Origin of the sequence: Nesterenkonia aethiopica, assembly GCF_039534665.1 — a bacterium.
Taxonomy (GTDB): domain Bacteria; phylum Actinomycetota; class Actinomycetes; order Actinomycetales; family Micrococcaceae; genus Nesterenkonia; species Nesterenkonia aethiopica.
In genome coordinates, this window is sequence record NZ_BAAAVT010000004.1 from 87,654 (window position 1) to 110,666 (window position 23,013).

General features: G+C 70.2%; 21 protein-coding genes. 13 read left to right on the forward strand and 8 right to left on the reverse strand.

What is annotated here, in order from left to right; genetic code table 11:
- Nucleotides 1–127 precede the first annotated feature (127 nt).
- The 7 genes from whiA to ABD658_RS03830 all read left to right on the forward strand — a co-directional run bounded on the left by whiA (nucleotide 128) and on the right by ABD658_RS03830 (nucleotide 6,762).
- The gene (whiA, locus tag ABD658_RS03800; RefSeq protein WP_070158768.1) at nucleotides 128–1,108 is read left to right on the forward strand and encodes a DNA-binding protein WhiA; all 981 of its coding nucleotides are present in this window, start codon (nucleotides 128–130) and stop codon (nucleotides 1,106–1,108) included.
- Nucleotides 1,109–1,293: 185 nt separating this feature from the next.
- A complete protein-coding gene (locus tag ABD658_RS03805; protein WP_311024121.1) occupies nucleotides 1,294–1,917 on the forward strand; it encodes a superoxide dismutase in 624 nt (207 codons plus the stop codon).
- Nucleotides 1,918–2,231: 314 nt separating this feature from the next.
- Nucleotides 2,232–3,239: a type I glyceraldehyde-3-phosphate dehydrogenase gene (gene gap / locus ABD658_RS03810; protein ID WP_070158770.1), complete on the forward strand. Its 1,008-nt coding sequence runs from the start codon at nucleotides 2,232–2,234 to the stop codon at nucleotides 3,237–3,239.
- Nucleotides 3,240–3,362: 123 nt separating this feature from the next.
- Nucleotides 3,363–4,589: a phosphoglycerate kinase gene (locus tag ABD658_RS03815; RefSeq protein ID WP_344685470.1), complete on the forward strand. Its 1,227-nt coding sequence runs from the start codon at nucleotides 3,363–3,365 to the stop codon at nucleotides 4,587–4,589.
- Nucleotides 4,590–4,658: 69 nt separating this feature from the next.
- Nucleotides 4,659–5,483 (forward strand): triose-phosphate isomerase, encoded by an 825-nt coding sequence (gene tpiA / locus ABD658_RS03820; RefSeq protein ID WP_344685472.1) that lies wholly within the window; start codon nucleotides 4,659–4,661, stop codon nucleotides 5,481–5,483.
- Nucleotides 5,484–5,538: 55 nt separating this feature from the next.
- Complete coding sequence (gene secG / locus ABD658_RS03825) at nucleotides 5,539–5,790, forward strand: preprotein translocase subunit SecG (protein WP_344743888.1); 252 nt, start codon at nucleotides 5,539–5,541, stop codon at nucleotides 5,788–5,790.
- A gap of 231 nt (nucleotides 5,791–6,021) precedes the next feature.
- The gene (locus ABD658_RS03830) at nucleotides 6,022–6,762 is read left to right on the forward strand and encodes a metallophosphoesterase family protein (RefSeq protein WP_344685473.1); all 741 of its coding nucleotides are present in this window, start codon (nucleotides 6,022–6,024) and stop codon (nucleotides 6,760–6,762) included.
- On the opposite strand, the gene pgl is transcribed toward ABD658_RS03830, so the two are convergent.
- The 7 genes from pgl to serB all read right to left on the reverse strand — a co-directional run bounded on the left by pgl (nucleotide 6,753) and on the right by serB (nucleotide 16,860).
- Nucleotides 6,753–7,559, reverse strand: coding sequence for a 6-phosphogluconolactonase (gene pgl, locus ABD658_RS03835; RefSeq protein ID WP_344685475.1), 807 nt, complete (start codon nucleotides 7,557–7,559; stop codon nucleotides 6,753–6,755). The genes ABD658_RS03830 and pgl overlap by 10 nt on opposite strands.
- A 32-nt stretch (nucleotides 7,560–7,591) precedes the next feature.
- Complete coding sequence (locus tag ABD658_RS03840; protein ID WP_070158774.1) at nucleotides 7,592–8,536, reverse strand: glucose-6-phosphate dehydrogenase assembly protein OpcA; 945 nt, start codon at nucleotides 8,534–8,536, stop codon at nucleotides 7,592–7,594.
- 24 nt (nucleotides 8,537–8,560) lie between these two features.
- Nucleotides 8,561–10,159: a glucose-6-phosphate dehydrogenase gene (gene zwf / locus ABD658_RS03845; protein WP_344685477.1), complete on the reverse strand. Its 1,599-nt coding sequence runs from the start codon at nucleotides 10,157–10,159 to the stop codon at nucleotides 8,561–8,563.
- A gap of 50 nt (nucleotides 10,160–10,209) precedes the next feature.
- The gene (locus tag ABD658_RS03850) at nucleotides 10,210–11,850 is read right to left on the reverse strand and encodes a glucose-6-phosphate isomerase (RefSeq protein WP_344685480.1); all 1,641 of its coding nucleotides are present in this window, start codon (nucleotides 11,848–11,850) and stop codon (nucleotides 10,210–10,212) included.
- A 315-nt stretch (nucleotides 11,851–12,165) separates the two neighbouring features.
- Complete coding sequence (gene tal, locus ABD658_RS03855) at nucleotides 12,166–13,287, reverse strand: transaldolase (RefSeq protein ID WP_311024132.1); 1,122 nt, start codon at nucleotides 13,285–13,287, stop codon at nucleotides 12,166–12,168.
- Nucleotides 13,288–13,357: 70 nt separating this feature from the next.
- Complete coding sequence (gene tkt, locus ABD658_RS03860; protein ID WP_344743892.1) at nucleotides 13,358–15,484, reverse strand: transketolase; 2,127 nt, start codon at nucleotides 15,482–15,484, stop codon at nucleotides 13,358–13,360.
- Nucleotides 15,485–15,807: 323 nt separating this feature from the next.
- Nucleotides 15,808–16,860 carry a phosphoserine phosphatase SerB gene (gene serB / locus ABD658_RS03865; protein ID WP_344685485.1) on the reverse strand — a complete coding sequence of 351 codons (1,053 nt, stop codon included), beginning with the start codon at nucleotides 16,858–16,860 and terminating at the stop codon, nucleotides 15,808–15,810.
- A 39-nt stretch (nucleotides 16,861–16,899) separates the two neighbouring features.
- Between serB and ABD658_RS03870 the strand changes: the two genes are divergently transcribed.
- Genes ABD658_RS03870 through ABD658_RS03880 form a run of 3 tightly spaced genes read left to right on the forward strand, consistent with a single transcriptional unit; the run spans nucleotide 16,900 to nucleotide 19,410 of the window.
- Entirely contained in the window at nucleotides 16,900–17,688 is a 789-nt protein-coding gene (locus ABD658_RS03870; protein ID WP_344685487.1) for an ABC transporter ATP-binding protein, read from the forward strand.
- Nucleotides 17,689–17,695: 7 nt separating this feature from the next.
- Complete coding sequence (locus ABD658_RS03875; protein WP_344743946.1) at nucleotides 17,696–18,538, forward strand: sulfite exporter TauE/SafE family protein; 843 nt, start codon at nucleotides 17,696–17,698, stop codon at nucleotides 18,536–18,538.
- Nucleotides 18,535–19,410 carry a TrmH family RNA methyltransferase gene (locus tag ABD658_RS03880; RefSeq protein ID WP_344685489.1) on the forward strand — a complete coding sequence of 292 codons (876 nt, stop codon included), beginning with the start codon at nucleotides 18,535–18,537 and terminating at the stop codon, nucleotides 19,408–19,410. The genes ABD658_RS03875 and ABD658_RS03880 overlap by 4 nt, the downstream gene beginning before the upstream one ends.
- Before the next feature lie 98 nt (nucleotides 19,411–19,508).
- Here ABD658_RS03880 and ABD658_RS03885 read toward each other — a convergent pair whose 3' ends face one another.
- Nucleotides 19,509–20,186 (reverse strand): Type 1 glutamine amidotransferase-like domain-containing protein, encoded by a 678-nt coding sequence (locus ABD658_RS03885; RefSeq protein WP_070158777.1) that lies wholly within the window; start codon nucleotides 20,184–20,186, stop codon nucleotides 19,509–19,511.
- A gap of 150 nt (nucleotides 20,187–20,336) precedes the next feature.
- On the opposite strand from ABD658_RS03885, the gene ABD658_RS03890 reads away from it, so the two are divergent.
- The 3 genes from ABD658_RS03890 to ABD658_RS03900 all read left to right on the forward strand — a co-directional run bounded on the left by ABD658_RS03890 (nucleotide 20,337) and on the right by ABD658_RS03900 (nucleotide 22,916).
- A complete protein-coding gene (locus ABD658_RS03890; protein ID WP_344685492.1) occupies nucleotides 20,337–21,173 on the forward strand; it encodes an NAD-dependent epimerase/dehydratase family protein in 837 nt (278 codons plus the stop codon).
- Nucleotides 21,170–22,519, forward strand: a complete 1,350-nt coding sequence (locus ABD658_RS03895) for a flavin monoamine oxidase family protein (protein WP_344685494.1) — start codon at nucleotides 21,170–21,172, stop codon at nucleotides 22,517–22,519. Before ABD658_RS03890 ends, ABD658_RS03895 begins: the two co-directional genes overlap by 4 nt.
- 139 nt (nucleotides 22,520–22,658) lie before the next feature.
- Entirely contained in the window at nucleotides 22,659–22,916 is a 258-nt protein-coding gene (locus tag ABD658_RS03900; RefSeq protein ID WP_070158779.1) for a type B 50S ribosomal protein L31, read from the forward strand.
- The last annotated feature ends 97 nt before the right edge of the window (nucleotides 22,917–23,013 follow it).

Below are 23,013 nucleotides of genomic sequence, written 5' to 3' on the forward strand. Positions count from 1 at the left end.
GGGTCGCCTTGGGGGTCGGGGGAGTCGCGCGGATCACACCCTCGACGCCCTGCCCAGAACCATCCAGTAGCATGTCGGAGCCCGATGCCGTGCTCACCGCGACAGAAACCACCGGAGGAACGTTCATATGGCGCTGACCGAATCGGTCAAGGAAGAGCTCTCTCGCCAGGAGGTCTCCACATCCTCTGAGCGCAAGGCCGAGGTCTCGGCCATGCTGCGGTTCGCCGGCGGACTGCACATCATCTCGGGGCGCATCGTCATCGAGGCGGAGCTGGACCATGCGGCGACGGCGCGCCGCCTGCGTGCCGCGATCGCCGAGGTCTACGGACACTCCAGTGAGATCATCGTGGTCTCCGGGTCGGGCCTGAAGAAGGGCAGCCGCTACGTGGTCCGGGTGGTCCGCGAAGGCGAGGCCCTGGCGCGACAGACAGGCCTGCTCGACGCCCGTGGTCGCCCGGTCCGAGGGCTTCCTTCGGTCATCGTCAACGGGTCGGTGGCTGATGCGGTCGCGGTCTGGAGGGGCGCGTTCCTGGCTCACGGATCGCTCACCGAGCCGGGGCGTTCATCCTCGCTCGAGGTCACCTGCCCCGGACCGGAGGCCGCGCTGGCGCTCGTGGGCGCCGCGCGTCGCCTGGGACTCACGGCGAAGGCCCGCGAGGTGCGTTCCGTGGATCGCGTGGTGATCAGGGACGGCGACTCGATCGCCCAGCTGCTGACCCGCATGGGCGCCCATCAGGCCCTGCTGGTGTGGGAGGAGCGACGCATGCGCAAGGAGGTGCGGGCCACGGCGAACCGGCTGGCGAACTTCGACGACGCCAACCTCCGGCGGTCGGCGCAGGCCGCCGTCGCCGCGGGAGCCCGGGTGCAGCGGGCGCTGGAGATCCTCGGCGACGAGGCTCCCGAGCACCTGAAATATGCCGGTGAGCTGCGCCTGCAGCACAGGCAGGCCTCCCTGGATGAGCTGGGTCGGCTCGCGGAGCCGCCCATGACCAAGGACGCCATCGCCGGACGCATCCGTCGTCTGCTGGCGATGGCCGACAAGCGGGCGCAGGAGCTGGATGTGCCCGGCACCGAGGCCAACGTCACCCCTGACATGCTGGAGACCTGAGGGGCGGGGCCCTGCGATAATTAGGAATGCCTAAATCTTTCTCTCGTGAGGATGTTTCCTCCCGTGGTGAACATCGGCTGTCATAGTCGGTAACCCCTTATGCGTTCTGGGTCGGAGTCATAGGATTGAGGGCGAGCGGGGCTCGACGCCCCGGCCCGATGAATCCCTGCTGCAAGGAGCACCGCATGGCTGAGTACACGCTTCCTGAACTCGACTACGACTACGCCGCGCTGGAGCCGCACATCTCCGCGCGCATCATGGAGCTGCACCACTCCAAGCACCACGCGACCTACGTCAAGGGCGCCAACACCGCGCTGGAGAAGCTCGCTGAGGCCCGGGAGAACGGCGACTACGGCACGACGCCGAAGCTGCTGAAGGACCTGCAGTTCAACCTCGGCGGGCACACCAACCACTCGATCTTCTGGAAGAACCTCTCTCCGGAGGGGCAGGAGCGTCCGGAGGGTGAGCTGGCCGCCGCGATCGACGAGTACTTCGGCTCCTTCGAGAAGTTCCAGGAGCAGTTCACGCAGGCCGCGCTCACCATCCAGGGCTCCGGCTGGGCGATCCTGGCCTTCGAGCCGATCGGCGGCAACCTGGTGATCGAGCAGTTCTACGACCAGCAGAACGGCGTCCCCGTGGCGACCGTCCCGCTGCTGATGCTGGACATGTGGGAGCACGCCTTCTACCTCGACTACCAGAATGTGAAGCCGGACTACGTCAAGGCGTTCTGGAACATCATCAACTGGGAGGACGTGGCGCGCCGTCTGGAGGCCGCACGCTCCGGCGCGGCTTCGCTGATCACTCCGTGACTCAGTGCCGGGACGCTCGCCCGGCGCCCCTGTCCTGAGGTCCACATGTCGGACTCATGCCGATCGGCTCACACACGATGCGCCGACATGTGACAGAATATGAGCTGATAATTCAAGACTGCGTTCTACGGACAACCTGAGAACAACGATGTTGTTGGGGGTCAGTGGCACTGGGTGAAGACCCGGGCCGCTGATCCCCAACGTGTTTCTCGGGGCCGTTCCGCCGCCCTCGGCCGCGCGGGACGACAGCACGCAGGATCCGCACCTCATCGGTCCGCCGACCCGGCGGACGGAGAAGTCAAGGAAGGGAACCCATGGCGACGAAGATCGCGATCAACGGTTTTGGACGCATCGGCCGCAACGTGCTGCGTGTGATCGAGGACCAGGGCCATGACCTGGAGCTCGTGGCGATCAATGACCTCACCGAGCCCGGTCAGCTGGTCAATCTGACCAAGTATGACTCCGTCCTCGGCCGTTTCCCCCAGGACGTCTCTCTCGACGGCGATCACCTCGTCGTCGGTGACCGTCGGATCCGTCTTCTCTCGGACCGCGACCCGGCCAACCTGCCGTGGGGCGAGCTGGGCGTCGACGTCGTCCTGGAGTGCACCGGGTTCTTCACCACCAAGGAGACCGCCGGCAAGCACATCGAGGCCGGCGCCAAGAAGGTCATCGTCTCCGCCCCGGCCAAGGGCGTCGACGCGACCCTGGTCGTGGGCATCAACGAGGACACCTTCGACGCCGCGAACCACACCGTGGTCTCGAACGCCTCCTGCACCACCAACTGCCTGGCCCCGCTGGTGAAGGTCCTCAACGACGAGTTCGGCATCGTCGAGGGCCTGATGACCACGGTCCACGCCTACACCGGTGACCAGCGCCTGCACGACGCCCCGCACAGCGACCCGCGCCGGGCCCGGGCGGCCGGCGTCAACATGGTTCCCACCTCGACGGGTGCCGCCGCCGCCATCGGCGCGGTCATCCCCGAGGTCGACGGCAAGCTCGACGGCTACGCCGTGCGTGTCCCGGTGATCACCGGATCCGGCACCGACCTCACCGTCACCGTCGAGAAGGACGGCGTGACCCCCGAGGACGTCAACGCGGCCTTCAAGAAGGCCGCCGAGGGCGAGCTGGCCGGCATCCTGGCCTACAACGAGGACCCGATCGTCTCCTCGGACATCGTCGGAGACTCGCACTCCTCGATCTTCGACGCCCCGCTGACCAAGGTCATCGGCCACACGGTGAAGGTGTTCTCCTGGTACGACAACGAGTACGGCTACAGCTCGCGCCTGGCCCAGCTGACCGTGCATGTCGGCTCGAAGCTCTGATACGCCCGCTGCCGCAGCTGACGACTCAGTGACCGAGGCCCCGCCTGCCCGACCGCCTGCGCGGACGTGGTCGGCGGGGCCTCGGCCGTTCCGCCCCTCCGACCGATTGGTACTCTGAACCCCATGACTGCCTCCACACTGGACACCCTGCTGGCCGACGGCGTCTCCGGCCGCCGCGTCCTGGTCCGATCGGACCTCAACGTGCCCCTCGACGGCGCGACCGTCACCGACGACGGCCGGATCCGTGCCTCCCTGCCGGTGCTCGAGAAGCTCGCCCAGGCTGGTGCCAAGGTACTGGTCACCGCCCATCTCGGCCGCCCGAAGGGCCAGGTCGACCCGCAGTTCTCGCTGGCGCCGGTCGCCGCCCGCATGGCCGAGCTGAGCCAGGTGCCGGTGCGCCGTGCCGAGGATCTGGTCGGCCCGTCCGCGCAGGAGAACGCCGCCGAGCTTCCCGACGGCGAGATCCTCCTGCTGGAGAACGTGCGGTTCGACCCCCGCGAGACCTCCAAGGACGACGCCGAGCGCGCTGCGCTCGCCACGGAGCTGGCCGCCCTGACGGGGGAGGACGGCGTCTACGTCAATGACGCCTTCGGCGCGGTGCATCGGCGTCACGCCTCGGTGGCCGACATCACCGAGCAGCTGCCCGCCTACCAGGGAGACCTGGTCCGGGACGAGCTGGTGGTGCTCGAGCGGCTGACCGAGTCCCCGCAGCGGCCCTACACCGTGGTGCTCGGCGGATCGAAGGTCTCCGACAAGCTGGCCGTCATCGAGAACCTGATGTCCCGGGCGGACACGCTGCTGATCGGCGGCGGCATGGTGTTCACCTTCCTGAAGGCCCAGGGATACGGCATCGGGAACTCTCTGGTGGAGGACGACAAGCTGGACACGGTCCGCGGCTTCCTGGCCGCGGCCGAACGCCACGGCTGCCGGATCGTACTGCCGACCGACATCGTCATGGCCTCCGCGTTCTCGGCCGACGCCGAACACGAGGTGCTTCCCGTCGAGACGCTCGAGTCAGGGGCTCACGGGGCGGCCGCGCTGGGCCTGGACATCGGGCCGGAGACTGCTGAGGCGTTCTCCCGCGAGATCGCCGACTCCAACACCGTGTTCTGGAACGGCCCCATGGGCGTGTTCGAGATGGAGGCCTTCGCCGCCGGCACCGCCGCAGTGGCCCGCGCGCTGACCGAGACCGAGGGCTTCACCGTGGTCGGCGGCGGAGACTCCGCGGCCGCCGTACGCAGCCTGGGCTTCGAGGAGGCCGCCTTCGGCCACATCTCCACCGGCGGCGGCGCGAGCCTCGAGTACCTGGAGGGCAAGTCCCTGCCGGGCATCGAGGCAATGCAGCGCTGAGCGCCCAGCCTCACCGACCCCACCACATATCCGTCGCTGGACTCCACCGCTGGAAGGATCACCTGACTCATGACCGCTCAGAAGGACGGGCAGTTCGTCCGTCGCCCGCTGATCGCAGGCAACTGGAAGATGAACATGGACCATATGCAGGGCATCGCCCTGGTCCAGAAGCTGGCGTGGACGCTGGATGACGCAGGACACGACTACGAGCGTGTCCAGGTCTCCGTGTTCCCGCCGTTCACCGATCTCCGCGGCGTGCAGACCTTGGTCACGGGAGACAAGCTCTCCCTGGACTACGGCGCCCAGGATCTCTCGGAGCACGACTCGGGAGCCTACACCGGAGACATCTCCGGTCAGTTCCTGAGCCGCCTGGGCTGCTCCCAGGTGCTGATCGGGCACTCGGAGCGCCGGGAGGTCCACGGCGAGGACGACGCGCTGCTCAACCGCAAGATCCGCGCCGCGCTGCGCCACGATCTGGCGCCGGTGCTGTGCGTCGGCGAAGGGCTTGAGGTCCGGCAGGCGGGGGACCACGTCTCCCACACGCTGGCGCAGCTCGACGGCGCCCTGGAGGGGCTCACGGCCGATGACCTCGGCGAGCTCGTGGTCGCCTATGAGCCGGTCTGGGCCATCGGCACCGGTGAGGTCGCGGGACCGGAGGACGCGCAGGAGATGGCGGCCGCGGTCCGCGCGCACCTGGCCGAACGGTATTCCGCAGAGTTCGCCGACGGCGTGCGGATCCTCTACGGCGGCTCGGTGAAGGCGAAGAACGTCGCCTCGATCCTCGCCGGGACCGACGTCGACGGTGCGCTGGTCGGCGGTGCCAGCCTCGAGGCTGAGGAGTTCGCCAACATCGTCTCGTTCGAGAAGCACGTCGACACGGGCCACGCGGGCTGAGTTCCCGCGTTATCCTGGTAGCTGCTGAAACCTCCACCGTCCACGAAAGGCCGCTGTGTCTGCACTGACCATCGCTCTCCAGGTCCTCCTGGCCGTCATCAGCCTGCTGCTGATCCTGCTGATCCTGCTCCACAAGGGGCGCGGCGGCGGAATGTCTGACATGTTCGGCGGCGGTGTGACCTCTTCGCTGGGCTCGTCCGGCGTGGCGGAGCGAAACCTCAACCGCCTGACCATCGCCCTCGGTGTCTCCTGGGGCCTGATCGTCGTGGCCCTGGGTCTGCTCATCCAGGTCGACGTGGACATCTGATCCTCCGCTGAACCGTCCTCCGGGACCGCGCGGGATGGGGCCCGTGACTCGACCGTCCGGTCGGGTCACGGGCCCCATCGCGTGTCCGGACGATTCGTCATCATGCTGACGGGACGCGTTCATCCTGCCGTCACCACCGGTGGACACCATAGGGGGATGCCACGAGACCTGCTCACCTCCCCGCGACGGGCTGGTGATGGCTCAGCGCCCCCGCGGCAGGAGGAACGCCTCGTGGTCCACCTCAGCGATCTGCAGCTGGGAGCGCCCGGTACGGACGGCTTGGGGTCCTTGGACCTGCTGGTGGAGGATCTGAGCCGGGAGGATGGCCCCGGGCGACGGGCCGATGCGGTCATCATCACCGGGGACCTGGTGCACCAGGGGACAGCCGAGTCCTATCCGATGCTTGCGGCGGCGCTGCGGTGCGTCGAGACGCGACTGGCGGCTCCCGTGCTGTGTGCTCTGGGTGACCATGACGACGCCATCGCAGCCAAGGCGATCCCGTCGTTGCGTGCTGGGTCCTGGACGGTGCACCGTCTGGGCCCGCTGCGGCTCGTGCTGCTGGACAGCAGCTCCGGACGCCTGGGGGAGGCTCAGCTGCGCTGGATGCGACGTCGACTCGCCACGGACGCGCCCTGGGGAAGCGTCGTGTGCCTGCACCATCCACCGGTGGCGACGTCCCTGGCCTCCCCGCCGCCGTACCCGTTCCCCAGGGACGGCGCGGCGGACGCACTGAGGGCGGTGGCGGCCGACGCCTCGGCGTTCACCGAGGCATTGGAGGGCACCGACACCCGGGTGGTGCTCGCCGGGCACGGGCGCCACGCGCTCATGGGAGAAGTCGCCGGGGCGGGCCTCCTGGCGGCTCCGTCGTGGGCTCGCCAACGGCAGTACGTCGTCGTGTCGATGTCGTCCGGATGCTGGTCGGCGACGGTGCGCACCGTGGGGGCGGACCGGACCGTCGAGCCTCAGGTCTGAGCGTGCCCCGCGGCGGCGCGGTCCACGTGCCAGATGGTCTCACGGGCACCACGGGCGTTCTTCGCCGGGATCTCGGTGACCTCCGTGGTCTCGTCTGCTGCGCGGCGGACGGCCTCGGCCTTGTCCTGGCCGGCGACGACCAACCACACCCGCTCGGCGCTGTGGATCGCGTCGAACGTCAGAGACACCCGGGGCGGCGGTGGCTTGGGGGAGTCGTCCTCTCCCACAGTGGTCCGGCCCGTCACCTGCAGAGCGGCCTTGCCCGGGAAGAGGCTGGCGATGTGCCCGTCGGGCCCCACGCCGAGCAGGATGACGGCGAACCGCGGGAGGTGCAGCCCCGCACGGCCTCCCTCAGGGGCGTGGAGGGCAAGCTGTTCCGCATAGAGCTCAGCCCCCGCCCGCGGGGAGGCGGCGTCCTCCGAGGACGGCATCCGGTGGATGTTGGCCGCCGGCAGGCCGTGCTCGGCCACCAGCAGGTCCAGCAGGGCCTCGTCGGCCTGCTGCGCGTTGCGCTCCGCGTCGCCGGCCGGGAGCAGCCGCTCGTCGCCCCACCAGAGGTGCACCGCGGAGAGGTCAAGTCCTGCGGCGGCTCCCGAGCGGAAGAGCCGGGCGGCCTCGACGAGGGTGCCGATGCCTGCACCGCCGCCCGTGAGCGCCACATGGGCCGCGCCGTCCTCGGCCACGGTGCGGCGCAGCAGATCGATCAGACGCTCCGCCACGGCTCGGCACAGCGAGTCCTTGTCCTCGAAGAGCTCGGTGCGGGGCGCTGCGGCGGCGGTGTTCAGGGGCACGGTCATGGAGGCGGCCTCTCTGCTGGGGTGACGGGGCATCAGATCGCGGACTGCTCCACACAGGCGCGCAGGTCGGTCTCGGGCAGGCCCCGGGTGAGGACCTCGCCGAAGACCTCGTCGGCGTCGAGCCGACGCATCTCCTCGGACAGGCAGTCCTCCAGCGTACGGTGCGGCAGCGGCACCCGCTGCACCGGGGCATCCTGGAGGTGCAGGGACGCGATGTCCCCCACGGGCCGGGAGAGTACGACGTCGCCGTCGGGGGTGTGCAGCCGCACGGCGCTCAGTCCCCGGTCCACCGTGTGGCGGGTGAGCGTCACCGGCACACCGAGGGCCAGCTGCAGCCAGGCGGCCAGCAGCGCCGAGGACGGCAGCTCCGGGGCCGCCTCCACGGTCGCGCCGGTGACGTGCTCGGGGTCCATCGTGTCCAGGATGCTGGCCAGCTGGATGCGCCAGCCGGTGATCCGCGTCCAGGCGAGGTCCGAATCGCCGTCGTGATAGCTGCGGGCCACCGTGTGCAGCGCCTCCAGCGGACGGGAGGCCCGCGCGGTGTCGGTGATCCGACGGTGCGCGATCCGTCCGATGGGTGTGCGGCTCACGTCCTCCGGGATCTCATCGGCCCACCACGCCACGATCGGCGCATCGGGCAGCAGCAGCGCGGCCACCATCGACTCGTTCTGCTCGGCCAGCTCACCGGAGGCGCGCAGCACGATGACCTCGGAGGCTCCGGCGTCGCCGCCCACGCGGATCTGGGCGTCCAGCCGGGTGTCGCCCGCGGCGTCGCCGGTGGCGAGCACGATGATGCGGCACGGATGCTCCCGGGAGGCCAGGTTGGCCGCCGCGATGGCCGGCTCCGCGTTCTCCTCGGAGGCCAGGATCACCAGCGTCAGCACCCGCGTCAGCGCGACGACGCCGCCGGCCTCTCGCATCTGGTTCAGCTGCTTGGACACCTTGGAGGTGGTGGTGTCCGGGATGTCAACGATCACAGGTCATCTCCTCGTCTCGCGCGCCTACGGCCGGCGCCAGGTGCGTCCATCGCGGGCCAGCAGCTCGTGGGCCGACGCGGGCCCCCAGCTGCCCGGAGCGTAGGGCTCCGGCTGCTCGTCGAGGGAGGCCCAGTGCTCCTCGAACGGGTCGAGGATCTTCCAGGACAGCTCGACCTCCTCGTGGCGGGGGAACAGCGGAGGCTCGCCGAGCAGCACGTCCAGGATGAGCCGTTCGTAGGCCTCCGGACTGTCCTCCGTGAAGGCGTGGCCGTAGCCGAAGTCCATGGTCACGTCACGGACCTCCATCTGGGTCCCCGGCACCTTGGAGGCGAAGCGGATCGTCGCGCCCTCGTCCGGCTGGACGCGGATGACCACCGCATTCTGGCCGAACTCGTGGTCGTCGTGGTCCAGGAACAGCAGATTGGGTGCCCTCTTGAAGATCACCGCGATCTCGGTGACCCGGCGCCCCAGTCGTTTGCCGGCACGCAGATAGAAGGGCACCCCGGCCCAGCGGCGGGTGTTGATGTCCAGCTTCAGCGCCGCGAACGTCTCGGTCCTGGACTCCGGGTTGAAGCCTTCCTCGTCCAGGAACCCGACGACCTTCTCGCCGCCCTGCCAGCCGGAGGCGTACTGCCCGCGGGCCGAGGCGCCGCCGAGGTCCTCGGGGAGGGTGACGGCGGCCAGCACCTTCTCCTTCTCCGCGCGCAGGTCGCGGGCGTCGAAGGAGATCGGCTCCTCCATGGCCGTGAGCGCCAGCAGCTGCAGCAGGTGGTTCTGGATGACGTCGCGGGCCGCGCCGACGCCGTCGTAGTAGCTGGCACGTCCGCCGATGCCGATGTCCTCGGCCATGGTGATCTGCACGTGGTCCACGTGCTGGGCGTTCCAGAGGGGTTCGAACAGCTGGTTGGCGAAGCGCAGGGCCAGCAGGTTCTGGACCGTCTCCTTGCCCAGGTAGTGGTCGATGCGGAACACCGAATCTGAGGGGAAGACCTTCTCCACCACGCGGTTCAGCTCCCGGGCGGAGGCCAGGTCGTGGCCGAACGGCTTCTCGATGACCACTCGGCTCCACGGCGTGGAACGCCCGTTGCGGGCGGCCGTCTCCTCCTGGCGGGAGGCGAGGCCATGGGCGGAGAGCTTCTCACAGACCACGTCGAAGGAGTTCGGCGGGATCGACAGGTAGAAGGCGTGGTTGCCTCGGGTCCCGCGGGACTCCTGGACCTCCCGCAGCGTCTCGCCCAGGCGGGCGTAGGCGTCGTCGTCGTCGAATCCTGCGGCCGGGACGAACCGCAGCCCCGCGGAGAGCTGGTCCCACACCCGCTGGTCGAAGCTGGTGCGCGCCGAGGCCTTCACATGGTCGAGGACCTCGGCGGCGAACTGCTCGTGGGTCCAGTCTCGGCGGCCGAAGCCCACCAGGGAGAAGCTCGGCGGCAGCAGTCCTCGGTTGGCGAGGTCGTAGATCGCCGGCAGCAGCTTCTTCCGGGCCAGGTCACCGGTGACGCCGAACATCACCATGGCGCTGGGCCCGGCGATGCGGTTCAGCCGCCTGTCGCGGACATCGCGCAGCGGATTGCCTCCGCGGGAGGTGCGGCTGCTGCGCGGGGTGCTCCGAAGGGTCGGATTCATGCGAGCTCTCTCTGTGTCTCTCCTGGTCAGGGCAGGATCTGGACCGTGGGTCAGGACAGGGCGTCGACGGCGTCGAGGACCTGCTGGAGCCCGGCGGTGCGGTCGGTCAGATGCAGCTGGAGCACCGGCATCCCGTGACCGGCCAGCACCTGGGCGTCACCGGCCGCCTGGGCGCCGATGAGCTTCTGCAGGGTGAACGGCCGGCCGGGGACCTCGAGGTCCTCGGCGGCGTCCGCAGTGATCTGCAGGAAGACGCCCACGTGGGGGCCGCCCTTGTGGAACTGGCCCGTGGAGTGCAGGAAGCGCGGCCCCCAGCCGAAGGTCACGGGTCGTCCGGTGTGGGCGGCGAACTGCGCACGCACATCTTCCAGACGCGCCTCGGAGGTGCGGTCCAGGTACGCCATGACGGCCACATAGCCGTCCCCGGGCACCTGCGCGAGCAGGCCGCGCAGGGCGGAGCCCAGGTCCTCGCCGACCGGTGCTCCTCCGGCGGTACGGATCTCCACGGCACCGTCGGTCACGGCGTCGCCGGCTTCAGGCGCGGGGGAGTCCAGCAGACCGCGGGCCGCGGTCTTGGCGGACTCCACGTCAGGCTGGTCGAAGGGATTGATGCCCAGCAGTCCCCCGGCGACGGCGGTGGCGGCCTCCCAGAGCACGAACTGCGCCCCCAGGCTCCCGCCGGTGCGCACGACATGCGGGGTGACGACGGTGTCCGCGGTGTCGCCGTCCACCGAGGAACCCTCCTCGGCGTCGGCGTCGACGATCTGCACCACGAGCACGTCGTCCAGCTCGCGGGTGAGCTCCGGCTCGCCGTCGGAGACGATCACCGGCAGCACGCCGGTGCCCTCCTTGCCGGTGGACTCGGCGATGAGCTGCTCGATCCATGCGCCCAGGCCCACCAGCGGGGAGCCGGCGTCGGTGATGACCAGCTTGTTGCGCAGCGGCTGGGTGCCGCCGATCGCGGAGCCGAGCTGCAGCCCCGGGTTGGCGTCGTCGTCGCCTGCCAGGACCGTGAAGGCCTCCTCGGCGTCGTCGAGGAGGGCCTCGATGTCGGCGCCGGCCAACCCGGAGGGGACGAGGCCGAAGGCGGTGAGGGCGGAGTAGCGACCCCCGACGGTGGGATCGGCCTCGAAGACCGCCCGCACCCCGTCGGCCCCCGCGGACTCGGCCAACGGGGAGCCGGGGTCAGTCACGACCACGGTGCGGGAGGCGGCGTCGATGCCGGCCGCGGCGAACGCCGCGGAGACGATCCGGCGCTGCGAGTCAGTCTCCACGGTGGAGCCGGACTTGGAGGAGACCACCAGCACGGTGCGCTCCACAGCCGTGCCGACGACGGCGGCCACGTGCTGCGGGTCGGTGGAGTCCAGTACGGTCAGCTCCACCCCCTCGGTGGCGCAGATGACTTCGGGGGCCAGCGACGATCCGCCCATGCCGGCCAGCACCACACGGTCGACTCCTTCGGCGGCGAGCTGGTCACGCAGCTCGGCGATGCGGGGGAGCAGCTCCCGGGAGTCGGCGAACAGGGACACCCAGCCGAGACGCTTCGAGGCCTCGTCCTCGGCGGCCGCACCCCAGAGGGTGTGGTCCTGGGCGGCCAGACGGCTGGCGAACTCGTGGTCGATCAGTCCAGGGACCTGGGCGTCCACGGCGTCGCGGGCGGCCCCGCGCAGGGTGAGGGAGAGCGAACTCATGGTGTGCATCCTTTCGAAGCGGAAGCTGCCGGACGGGTTCGGGGAGTGCCCTCGCCGGCGCGGGCCGCTGACGGGAGCCCCGGAACGGCCGACTCCGCGTCAGCGAGCGTCGGCGAGGGTCAGAGGTGGAGCGGGGAATCAGGGGTGGAGCAGGAGGAGGCGCTGTGGCTGCGGCGCCGGGTCTCGTGGAGCAGAGGCTGGTCCGCGGAGAGCGGACGCCGTGGGGCGGGCCGGGGGACCGGCCCCGTGGCCCGGGAGACGCCGCGGTCTGCGGCGTCTCCCGGGTGTCCGGGGACGGTCGAGTCCGTGGGAGGGTCAGGCCACCACGCGACGCAGACCCGCGTCGATGGTGCCCAGCAGGCCTTCCCAGGACTGCACGAACTTGTCGAGCCCCTCGGTCTCGAGGGTGTCCACGACGTCGCGGTAGCTGATGCCGGCCGCGGCGATGCCATCGAGGACCCGGTTGGACTCCACGTAGGTGTCGGTCATCGTGTCGCCCTCGACCACGCCGTGGTCGGCCAGCGCCATGAGGGTCTTCTCCGGCATGGTGTTGACCACGCCGGCGGCCACCAGCTCGGTCACGTACAGCGTGTCCGAGAGGTTGGGGTCCTTGGTGCCGGTGGAGGCCAGCAGCAGGCGCTGGGGGCGCGCGCCGCGATCCGCCAGCAGCTGCCAGCGCTCGGAGCTGAACGACTCGCCGGCGATCTGGTGGGCCAGCCGGGCATTGGCGAGTGCCGCGGCGCTGCGCAGCTTCTCAGTGCCGGGCTTGCCCTCCTCCGCAGCCAGCTCCAGACGCTTGTCCACCTCGGAGTCGACGCGCGAGACGAAGAAGGAGGCCACGGAGTGGATCGTCGAGATGTCCTTGCCCTCGGCGTGGGCCTTCTCCAGCCCGAGCATGAACGCGTTGATGACCGCGCGGTACCGCTCCAGGGAGAAGATCAGCGTGACGTTGACGCTGATGCCCTCGGCGAGCACTGCGGCGATCGCCTCGATGCCCTCCACCGTGGCGGGGATCTTGATCAGCACGTTCTCACGCCCGACCGCCTCCGCGAGCTCCTTGGCCTGCGCGATGGTGCCCTCGGTGTCGCGGGCGAGACGGGGGTCGACCTCGATCGAGACCCGGCCGTCCACGCCGTCGGTGCGCTCGTAGACGCCGGCGAAGACGTCGCAGGCCTGGCGCACATCGGCGGTGGTGATCTCGAAGACGGCCTTCTCCGCATCGGCGCCGGCGGCGGCGAGCTCGCTGAGCTGCTTCTCGTAGGCCTCGCCCTTGGCCAGAGCGTTCTCGAAGATCGTCGGGTTGGTGGTCACACCGACCACGTGGTGGCTCTCGATGAGCTCGGCCAGCGAGCCGGAGTCGAGACGCTCGCGGGAGAGGTCGTCCAGCCAGATGGAGACGCCCTGGTCGGAGAGCGCCTGGGTGTTCGGGTTCGTCATGGGTATGTCTCCTGATGACATGTCAGCGGGCGACGGCGTCGCCCTGGGGGTCGGAACTGCGGGGCGGCGGTCAGCGCGCGGCCGTGACGGACTCCTCGGCGGCCGCGACGACGGCCTCGGAGGTGATGCCGAACTCGCGGTACAGGGTCTGATAGTCGGCGGAGGCGCCGAAGTGGTCGAGGCCGACCACGCGGCCGGCGTCGCCGACGAGCCGGTGCCAGCTCATCGGGTGCGCCGCCTCCACCGCCACACGGGCCTTCACCGAGGAGGGCAGGACCTGCTCCCGGTACGCGCCGTCCTGCTCGGCGAACCACTCCAGGCAGGGAGCGGAGACCACACGGGCGGCGACGCCCTTGGCGGCCAGCTGCTCGCGAGCCTCCACGGCCAGCTGCACCTCGGACCCCGTGCCGATCAGGATCACATCGGGGGTGACGGCCTGGCCATCCCTGACGGCCTCGGCGAGCACGTAGGCACCCCGGGCGGCCCCCTCGACCGAGCCGAAGGACTCCGCGGTCGCCGCACCCTCCCCGCGCTCGTAGGTGGGGATGCCCTGACGCGTCAGCGCCAGGCCGGCCGGACGGTCCCCGCGGCGCAGCACCTCGCGCCAGGCGACGACGACCTCGTTCGGGTCACCGGGACGGACCACGTCGAGTCCCGGGATCGCCCGCAGGGAGGCGAGCTGCTCCACCGGCTGGTGGGTCGGGCCGTCCTCACCGAGGCCGATGGAGTCGTGGGTCCACACGAAGATGGAGCCGATCCCCATCAGCGCCGCCAGGCGGATCGCCGGACGCTGATAGTCGGAGAAGATGAGGAAGGTGCCGTTGTAGGTGCGCAGCGGCGTCGAGAGCTGGATGCCGTTGGTGATGGCCGCTGCGGCGTGCTCCCGGACGCCGAAGTGCAGGTTCCGGCCGTAGGGGTTGCCGGAGAACTTCGAGGTGGATCGCTCCTCCGGAACGAAGGAGGGGGAGGCCGCGATCAGCGTGTTGTTGGACCCAGCCAGGTCTGCGGAGCCGCCCCAGAGCTCGGGCAGCGCGTCGCCGACGGCGTTGAGGACCTTGCCGGAGGCGGCGCGGGTGGCCACGGCCTCGCCGGCCGGGAACTCGGGGAGGCTCTCCTCCCAGCCCTCGGGCAGCTCGCCGGCGGTCAGGCGGTCCAGCAGCGCGGCGGCCTCGGGGTTGGCCTGACGCCAGGCCTGGTAGGACTGGTCCCACTCGGCGTGGGCGGCGGCCCCGCGGTCCACCACCTGGCGGGCGTGGGCGAGGACCTCGTCGTCGACGGCGAAGTGTGCCTCGGGGTCGACGCCGAGGACCGTCTTCAGCGCGGCCAGCTCGTCGCCGCCGAGCTTGGCGCCGTGGATGCCGCCGGTGTTCTGCTTGGTGGGGGCCGGCCAGCCGATGATGGTGCGCAGGCTGATCAGCGAGGGCTTGTCGGTGGTCGCCTTCGCCTCGGCGATGGCACGCTCGAGCTCGGCCACGTCCTCGACGTAGTCGCCGGTCTTCAGCCAGTCGACCCGCTGGACGTGCCAGCCGTAGGCCTCGTAGCGGGCCGAGACGTCCTCGGTGAAGGCGATGTCCGTGTCGTCCTCGATGGAGATCTTGTTGTCGTCGTAGATGACGACGAGGTTGCCCAGCTGCTGGTGGCCTGCGAGCGAGGAGGCCTCGGAGGTGACGCCCTCCTGCAGGTCGCCGTCGGAGGCGATGACCCACACGGTGTGGTCGAAGGGGCTCTTGCCCGGAGCGGCGTCGGGGTCCAGCAGACCCCGCATGCGGCGCTGGCCGTAGGCGAAGCCGACGGCGGAGGCGAGCCCCTGGCCCAGCGGGCCGGTGGTGATCTCCACACCGTCGGTGTGGCCGTACTCGGGGTGCCCCGGGGTCAGCGAGTCCCAGGTGCGCAGGGCCTTGATGTCGTCCAGCTCCAGGCCGTAGCCGGAGAAGAACAGCTGGAGGTAGAGAGTCAGCGACGTGTGCCCCGGAGAGAGGATGAACCGGTCACGACCGATCCAGGTGGGATCCTTCGGGTCATGCCTCATGACCTTCTGGAAGAGCAGATAGGCGGCGGGAGCCAGCGACATGGCCGTACCGGGGTGGCCGGAGCCGACCTTCTCGACGGCGTCGGCGGCCAGCACGCGCAGGGTGTCGACGGCCCGCTCGTCGAGATCGCTGAAGACGGCGGAGTCGTTCACGGCTGTTTCGGTCACTGAGGTTCCTCCAAGGTTTTGACGGATGACAACGAGGCTGCACATCGTCGTGCCGCGCGTGTCCAGACTACCGGGGTCGAGCATATGTGTCTCGCATCATGTGGGGATTGCCGTTTGCTCACGCGAGCGCATGGGTGAGGTGAGAAGGGGTGGGTGGGTGCTCCGATCGCGCGTCTGGCCAGGCGAGACGAGGACTTCCGCGGATTCTCGGGAATCTCCACGGGGGTGAGGGCAATGGGAATGCGGTTTCCGATATCTTCGCCAGGGGGCGTCATCGGAGGGAACATGCTCAGATGAGCGGCGCACATGAGCGTGCAGAAGGGTCAGTCGAGACCGAGCGCGAGGGACACCAGCTCCAGGGAGCGGTGTCGGATCACCAGGTCGGACTGCTCCGCCAGGGCAGGCTTGGCGCAGAAGGCGACGCCGACGCCGGCGGCGGCGACCATGTCCAGGTCATTGGCGCCGTCGCCCACGGCCACCACGGAGGAGGCGTCGACGCCGTCCTCGGCGGCCCAGCGGAGCAGACGGTCCCGCTTCGCCGCACGATCCACCACGGCGCCGGCCACACGGCCGGTCAGGCGGCCCGCCTCGATCTCCAAGGTGTTGGCGTCGGCGCGGTCCAGGCCCAGCCGATGCGCCAAGGGGTCCAGGACCTGGACGAATCCTCCGGAGACCGCGCAGGCCGTCCAGCCGCGACGCTGGAATCCGGAGATGAGCCGTTCGGCGCCGCAGGTGGGGGAGACCGCGTCGACAGTGGAGTCGATGACCGACAGCGGCAGGTCCTCGAGCGCGGCGACCCGCTCGTGGAGCGAGGCCGCGAAGTCCAGCTCTCCGCGCATCGCCCGCTCCGTGACCTGGGCGACCTCCTGCTCACGGCCGGCATGCCGGGCGAGCAGCTCGATGACCTCCTGGTCGATGAGGGTGGAGTCCACGTCCATGAGCAGCATCCGCGGACCCGGCGGGCGCATGGCCGCCGGTAGGACGGTGGTGGTCACCGCGGCCGCGCCGTCGAGGCCCTCCTCGCCGAGGCCCTCGGCCTCCAGCAGGTCACCGATGCGGTCCGCGACGTCCTGCAGCAGGGCGATCAGCAGCTGCGTGCCGTACGAGTCGTCGGCGTCATCCAACGTCACCGACCAGCGGGCCACCTCGACCTCGCCGTCACCGGCGGCGTCCCGCACGGCCACCGTGCGGGACTCGACGCTGTGCACGGCCCCGCGGCGCTCCAGCTCCGCAGTGAGCGAGCGCAGCAGCGGCACGTCGAGGTGCCGGGCGGCGATCATCGCGACGGTGCCGGGCGGCAGATCCGGAGAGGCAGGAGCCTCGGTGGATGGTGCTGACGAGGGGCTGGGAGACACGCGGCCGGAGGAAGCAGTCATAGTGCGACCAGGGTATCGGGCTTCGATAGTCTGGGGCTCATGAGTCTTGTCCTCGACATCCAGGGCGTCAGTGTGCGCCGCGGCCGGAAGCATCTGCTCGACGACGTCACGTGGACCGTGGGAGAGGACGAGCGCTGGGTGGTGCTCGGCCCCAACGGTGCGGGCAAGACCACTCTGCTGCAGATCGCCGCGGCGCGTCTCCACCCCACCCAGGGGCAGGTGGGCATTCTGGACGAGCGTCTCGGTGCGGTCGACGTCTTCGAGCTGCGGCCGCGCATCGGCCTGTGCTCCAACGCCCTGGCCTCCACGATGCCGACCCGGGAGAAGGCCCTGGACATGGTCGTCACCGCCGCCTACGGGGTGACGGGCCGCTGGCGCGAGGAGTACGAGCGCCTGGACGAGCGCCGCGCCTTCGAGCTGCTCAACACCTGGGGAGTGGGCACCGTCTTCGACCGCCCCTTCGCCACCCTGAGCGAGGGGGAGCGCAAGAGGGTGCAGATCGCCCGGGCATTGATGACCGACCCGGAGCTGCTGCTGCTCGACGAGCCGGGAGCAGGGCTGGACCTCGCCGGGCGGGAGTCGCTGGTGCACCGCACCGCCGAGCTCGTGGCCTCCGAGGATGCTCCCACCACGGTGCTGGTCACCCATCACCTGGAGGAGATCCCTCCGGGCTTCACCCACGTGCTGCTGCTCCGCGACGGCCGGTCGGTCGCCCAGGGGTCGATCGACGAGGTGCTGACCTCGGAGAACCTGTCGACCACCTTCGACATGCCGCTGGAGCTCCACACCCGCAACGGGCGCTTCTCGGCGTTCGCCGCCTCCCGCTGACGTGGGAGTGGACATCTTCGGGCTGGGCCTGGACCAGGTCCTGATCATCGCGCTGGCCGCCGTCTGGGCCGGGGCGATCAACACCGTCGTCGGCTCCGGGACCCTGGTGACCTTCCCCGTGCTGGTGGCCATGGGCTTTCCCCCGGTGACGGCGACGATCTCCAACGCCATGGGGCTCATCGCCGGGAACATCACCGGCACCTGGGGCTATCGACGGGAGATCGCCCAGGTCGGTGGGACGCTGCTGCGTCTGGTGCCGGTCTCGCTGCTAGGTGGCGTGGTCGGTGCCCTGCTGCTGCTGACCCTGCCCGAGGAGGTCTTCGAGACCGTCGCCCCGGCGCTCATCGTGGTCGCGCTGTTCTTCGTGATCTTCCAGCCGCGGCTGCAGCGCTGGGTCCGGGCCCGCAAGGCCGCCGAACAGGAGCGCCGCACCGAGATCGCCGTGCAGAGCGGGGAGGCTCCGCCGCCTGAGCGGCCCGAGGTGGGCCCGCTGCTGATCGCCCTGGTGTTCTTCGCCGGCGTCTATGGCGGGTACTTCGTCGCGGCCCAGGGCGTGCTGCTGGTCGGCATCCTGGGGGTCTTCCTGGCCGCGACCCTGCAGCAGGCCAACGCGGTCAAGAACGCCCTGGTCCTCACCGTGAACCTCACCGCCGCGGTGAGCTACCTGTTCCTGGCCATCGACCGGATCGAGTGGATCGTGGTCGCGATCATCGCCGTGGGCTCCACCATCGGCGGCTTCGCCGGAGCCTGGGTCGGGCGGCGGATGAAGCCGCTGGTGCTGCGGCTGGTGATCGTCACCCTGGGCGTGGTGGCCCTGGTCGTCATGATCCGCAACCTGCTGGGCGCATGAGCGGCGGCGTCTCCGGGCTCGAGCGCGACGCTGTGGCGTCGGTCCCCAATCCGATCGTGGTGCTGGACTCCGCCGATGATCCGCGGGCCACGGACTACCGGTCCCTGACCGACGCGGCGCTGCGGCGCCGCCAGGACATCGCCCACGGAATGTACATGGCGGAGTCCAGCCAGGTGGTGCGCCGGGCGGTCGACGCCGGGCACCGACCACGGTCGTTCTTCATGGAGCACCGTCACTTGGCCGGTCTCGCCGACGTCGTCGCCCGCTGGCCGCAGGCGCCCGTGTACCTGGGGGAGCAGCAGGTCCTGCAGGACATCACCGGATTCCATCTGCACCGTGGCGCGCTCGCAGCGATGCATCGGCCGGCCGAGCTGCGTCTGGACGAGGTGCTGGACGGCATCGATGCGGATCAGAAGGACGCGCGCCTGCGAGTCGGCATCCTGGAGGATCTGACCGACCACACGAACGTCGGGGCCGTGTTCCGCTCGGCGGCGGCGCTGGGCGTGGATGCGGTGCTGCTCTCCCCGGCGTGTGCCGACCCGCTGTACCGGCGGGCGATCCGGGTCTCGATGGGGGCGGTGTTCCAGATGCCGTGGACCCGGGTCCACCCGTGGCCGGACGGCCTGGCGTCCCTGCAGGCCGCCGGCTTCGTGGTGGCCGGACTCTCGCTGGGGGAGGGCTCGGTGCCGCTGGACGACCTGGTGGCTCAGGACCACAGTCGGCTCGCCCTGGCGCTGGGCAATGAGGGAGACGGGCTGCGGGAGGAGACCGAGCGGCGTCTGGACGCGCGGGTGACGATCCCCATGATGCGCGGCGTGGACTCCCTCAACGTGGCCGCCGCCTCCGCCGTGGCGTTCTATTCGACCCGGTGACCCGCTGTTCGACCCGGTGATCCGCTGTTCGACCCGGTGACGTGCGCGGCGCGGAGGCGTCGTGGTCAGACTGTGGTCGGACTGTGGTGAGACTGCGGTCAGACTGCGCCGAGGCGCAGCCACCGTCCCTCGGAGACGACGTCGACGTCGCCGTCCACCACGCGGATCGCGGTGTCGTCATCGATCGCGTAGGCCCCTCCCGTGAGAGTCTCGGCCCATTCCGCGGCCTTCTCTGCCGTCTGATGGTCCCATCCCGGGTAGTCCAGATGGGGGAAGAGGGAGAAGTCCACGAACCCGAGCGTCTGATCGTCGCCGCGCGGCTCGGGCCAGGTCACGAAGCGCTCGCCGATCCGCGGCGTCATCACCATGCTGCCCGCACTCATCCCCACCCAGACGGTCTCTGACAGCTCGGGCAGGACCTCGGCGAGCCCGGAGGTCCTCATCCAGTGGCACAGGTACATCGTGTCACCGCCGGCGGCCAGCAGGACATCGGCCTCCTGGACCCAGCCCAGCCAGCGCTCACGGGCGATGCTGGGCAGCGCCGTCAGCTCCAGGACGCCGACGGAGCCCCACCGTGCGTCGATGAGACCTCGGCCCGCCGGACCCTGTCCGGCGATGCCCTGCCAGGTCATCTGCGGCGTGCACGACGGATGGCCATGCATCGCAGTGGGGATGTACAGCGCCCGGCTCTCGTCGGTCGGTCGGCCCAGCACGTCGGTGAGCGCGGACCGGATGGTCGCGTTGGTGATGCCTCCGGAGGTCAGCAGCAGCTTCATCAGGTCCTCCAGGGTCTCTCAGGGGATGGCTCCGTGATCTGATCCTGCCAGAGGGCACGGCGGCGGGGGAGTGCTGGACGTCCGAGCCCAGGCTCACAGGTCACAGGCTCACAGGCTCATGGGTCCATGACCTGTGCCACACTGGTGCGCATGCGCATCGCACTGACAGGGTCCTCAGGCAAGCTCGGATCTGTGGTGGCCCGCGAGCTCCGTGCCGCAGGCCACCGGGTGGTCGGGCTCGATCGCGTCGGTGAGCGCGATCCTGACTTCGTCCAGATCGACCTGATGAACTACGGCGAGGTCGTCGACGCCCTGACCTCCGTCAACGACACACACGACGGAGTGGACGCGCTGGTGCACCTCGGCGCCTTCCCCGCTCCGGGGCTCGCGCCCGACGTCGCCACCTTCCACAACAACATGCTCGCCACGTTCAACGTGTTCTGGGCGGCGACGAAGCTGGGGATCACGCGCATCGTGCATGCGTCCAGTGAGACCGTGCTGGGCCTGCCGTTCGACGTGCCCCCGCCCTACATCCCGGTGGACGAGGAGTACCCGGCGCGCCCCGAGTCGGTCTACTCGCTGGTGAAGCACCTCGAGGAGCAGATGGCGATCGAGCTCGTCCGGTGGAATCCGCAGGTGTCCATCACGGCCCTGCGCTTCTCCAACGTGATGTGGCCCGAGGACTACGCCGCGTTCCCCTTCGATGAGGATCCGCGGCAGCGCAAGTGGAACCTGTGGAGCTACATCGACGCCCGTGACGGCGCGCAGGCCGTCGAGAGGGCGTTGCAGTCCGCACCTGCCGGCTTCGACCGTTTCATCATCGCCGCCGCGGACACCGTCACCACGCGCAGCAACGCCGACCTCGTGGCCGACGTGTTCCCCGACGTGCCGATCCGCGGCGACCTCGGTGAGCACGACACGATGCTCTCCATCGCCAAGGCACGCCGTCTGCTCGGCTTCGAGCCACGGCACACCTGGCGCCCATGACCCGTGGCGACACGATCGTCGTCGGGGCCGGCGTCGCCGGTCTCACCGCAGCCCGGCTGCTCGCCCGGGCCGGGCGGTCCGTCATCGTGCTGGAGGCCCGGGACCGCATCGGTGGGCGGGTGCACACCGCCCACGGGCTCGACCTCGGGGCCAGCTGGATCCACGGGGTGGACGACAACCCGGTGGCCGCGGCCGCGGCGGCACTCGGCATGCCGATGATGGAGTTCACGGTGGGCGGGTACCAGGTGGACGGCCGCCCGATCGCGTACTTCGGGCCCGACGGCGCGCGTCTGCCGGTCGAGGAGGTGCGGGCCTTCGCGGCGGACGTGCATGCGATCGACCGGGAGCTCCTGCCGTTGATCGAATCCTCCGGCCCGGCCGACTCGTACCACGACGTCACCGAGGCCGCCCTCGCTGCCCAGGCGTGGCCCCCTGATCGCGCCCAGAGGGTCCGCGAGCATCTCGCGCACCGCAGCGAGGAGCAGTACGGCGTCGGGATCGAGGAGCTCGCCGCGCACGGACTCGACGACGATGAGATCATCGGCGACGAGGTGATCTTCCCCCGCGGCTATGCCGCGCTGCCGGCGCATCTCGCCTCCGGACTCGACGTCCGCCTGAAGCATCCGGTCTCGCGGCTCGTCTGGGGCGGCGACGGCGTCGTCGCCGAGACCGACCGGGGCAGGTTCGCCGCGGACGCCGCGGTCCTGACCGTTCCTGTCGGTGTGCTGAGGTCCGACCTGCTCCGGGTGGAGCCCCCGCTGCCCGAGCCGGTCTCCACAGCCCTCGGGCGCCTGGAGATGAACGCCTTCGAGAAGATCATCCTGCGCTTCCCGCACCGGTTCTGGGACGAGGAGGCCTATGCCCTGCGACAGCTGGGACCCGCAGGGCACTGGTGGCACTCCTGGTATGACCTCACCCGGCTGGACGGCGTGCCCACCCTGCTGACCTTCGCCGCCGGACCGGCCGCGCAGGCCATCCGCTCCTGGAGCGAGGAGGAGGTCGCCGAGTCCGTGCTGAATCAGCTGCGACGGCTGCATCCGGACGTCCCCGCTCCCACCGAGGTGCACGTCACCCAATGGAGCGAGGATCCGTTCGCCCAAGGGTCCTACGCCTATCTGCCGGTCGGGTCCCGACCGGAGGACCATGACACCCTCGCGACTCCGGTCGGCGGTGTGCTGCACCTCGCCGGCGAGGCGACCTGGAGCGATGATCCAGCGACCGTCACCGCGGCCCTGTGCTCCGGTCACCGCGCGGCCGAGAACGTGCTGGGCCGCCCGATCCCGATCTGCGAGACGTGGGCGGGCGCGGGCGGCGGGGCCGCCGCAGAGCAGGGGACGGGGGCCTGAGGGTGCCCGGAAGAATCGGGCCAGGGGAGTTGGGTCGGCGGACCGGTCTGGGATAGCATGGTGTGCTGGTCCGCAGAGGGCCCCCTGATCCACGAGCTTCTGGCAAAATCCAGCGGCAGACACGAAGGACATCCGAACCATGAAGTCTGACATCCACCCCACCTACGGGCCGGTCATCTTCCACGACCTCTCCTCCGGAGAGAAGGTCCTGACCCGCTCGACGGCCACCTCCGAGAAGACCATGGAGTGGGAGGACGGCAACACCTACCCGGTCATCGACGTCGAGATCTCCGCGGCCTCGCACCCCTTCTACACCGGCAAGCAGCGGATCATGGACTCCGCCGGTCGCGTGGACAAGTTCAACAAGCGCTTCAAGGGCTTCGGCGGCAGCAAGTGACATGGCGCCGCCGCCCCTGACGATCCGTCGGGGGCAGCACGGACGAGGGCCGCGGCATCTGCCGCGCCCCTCGTCGTGTCTGCGGGCGCACGACCGG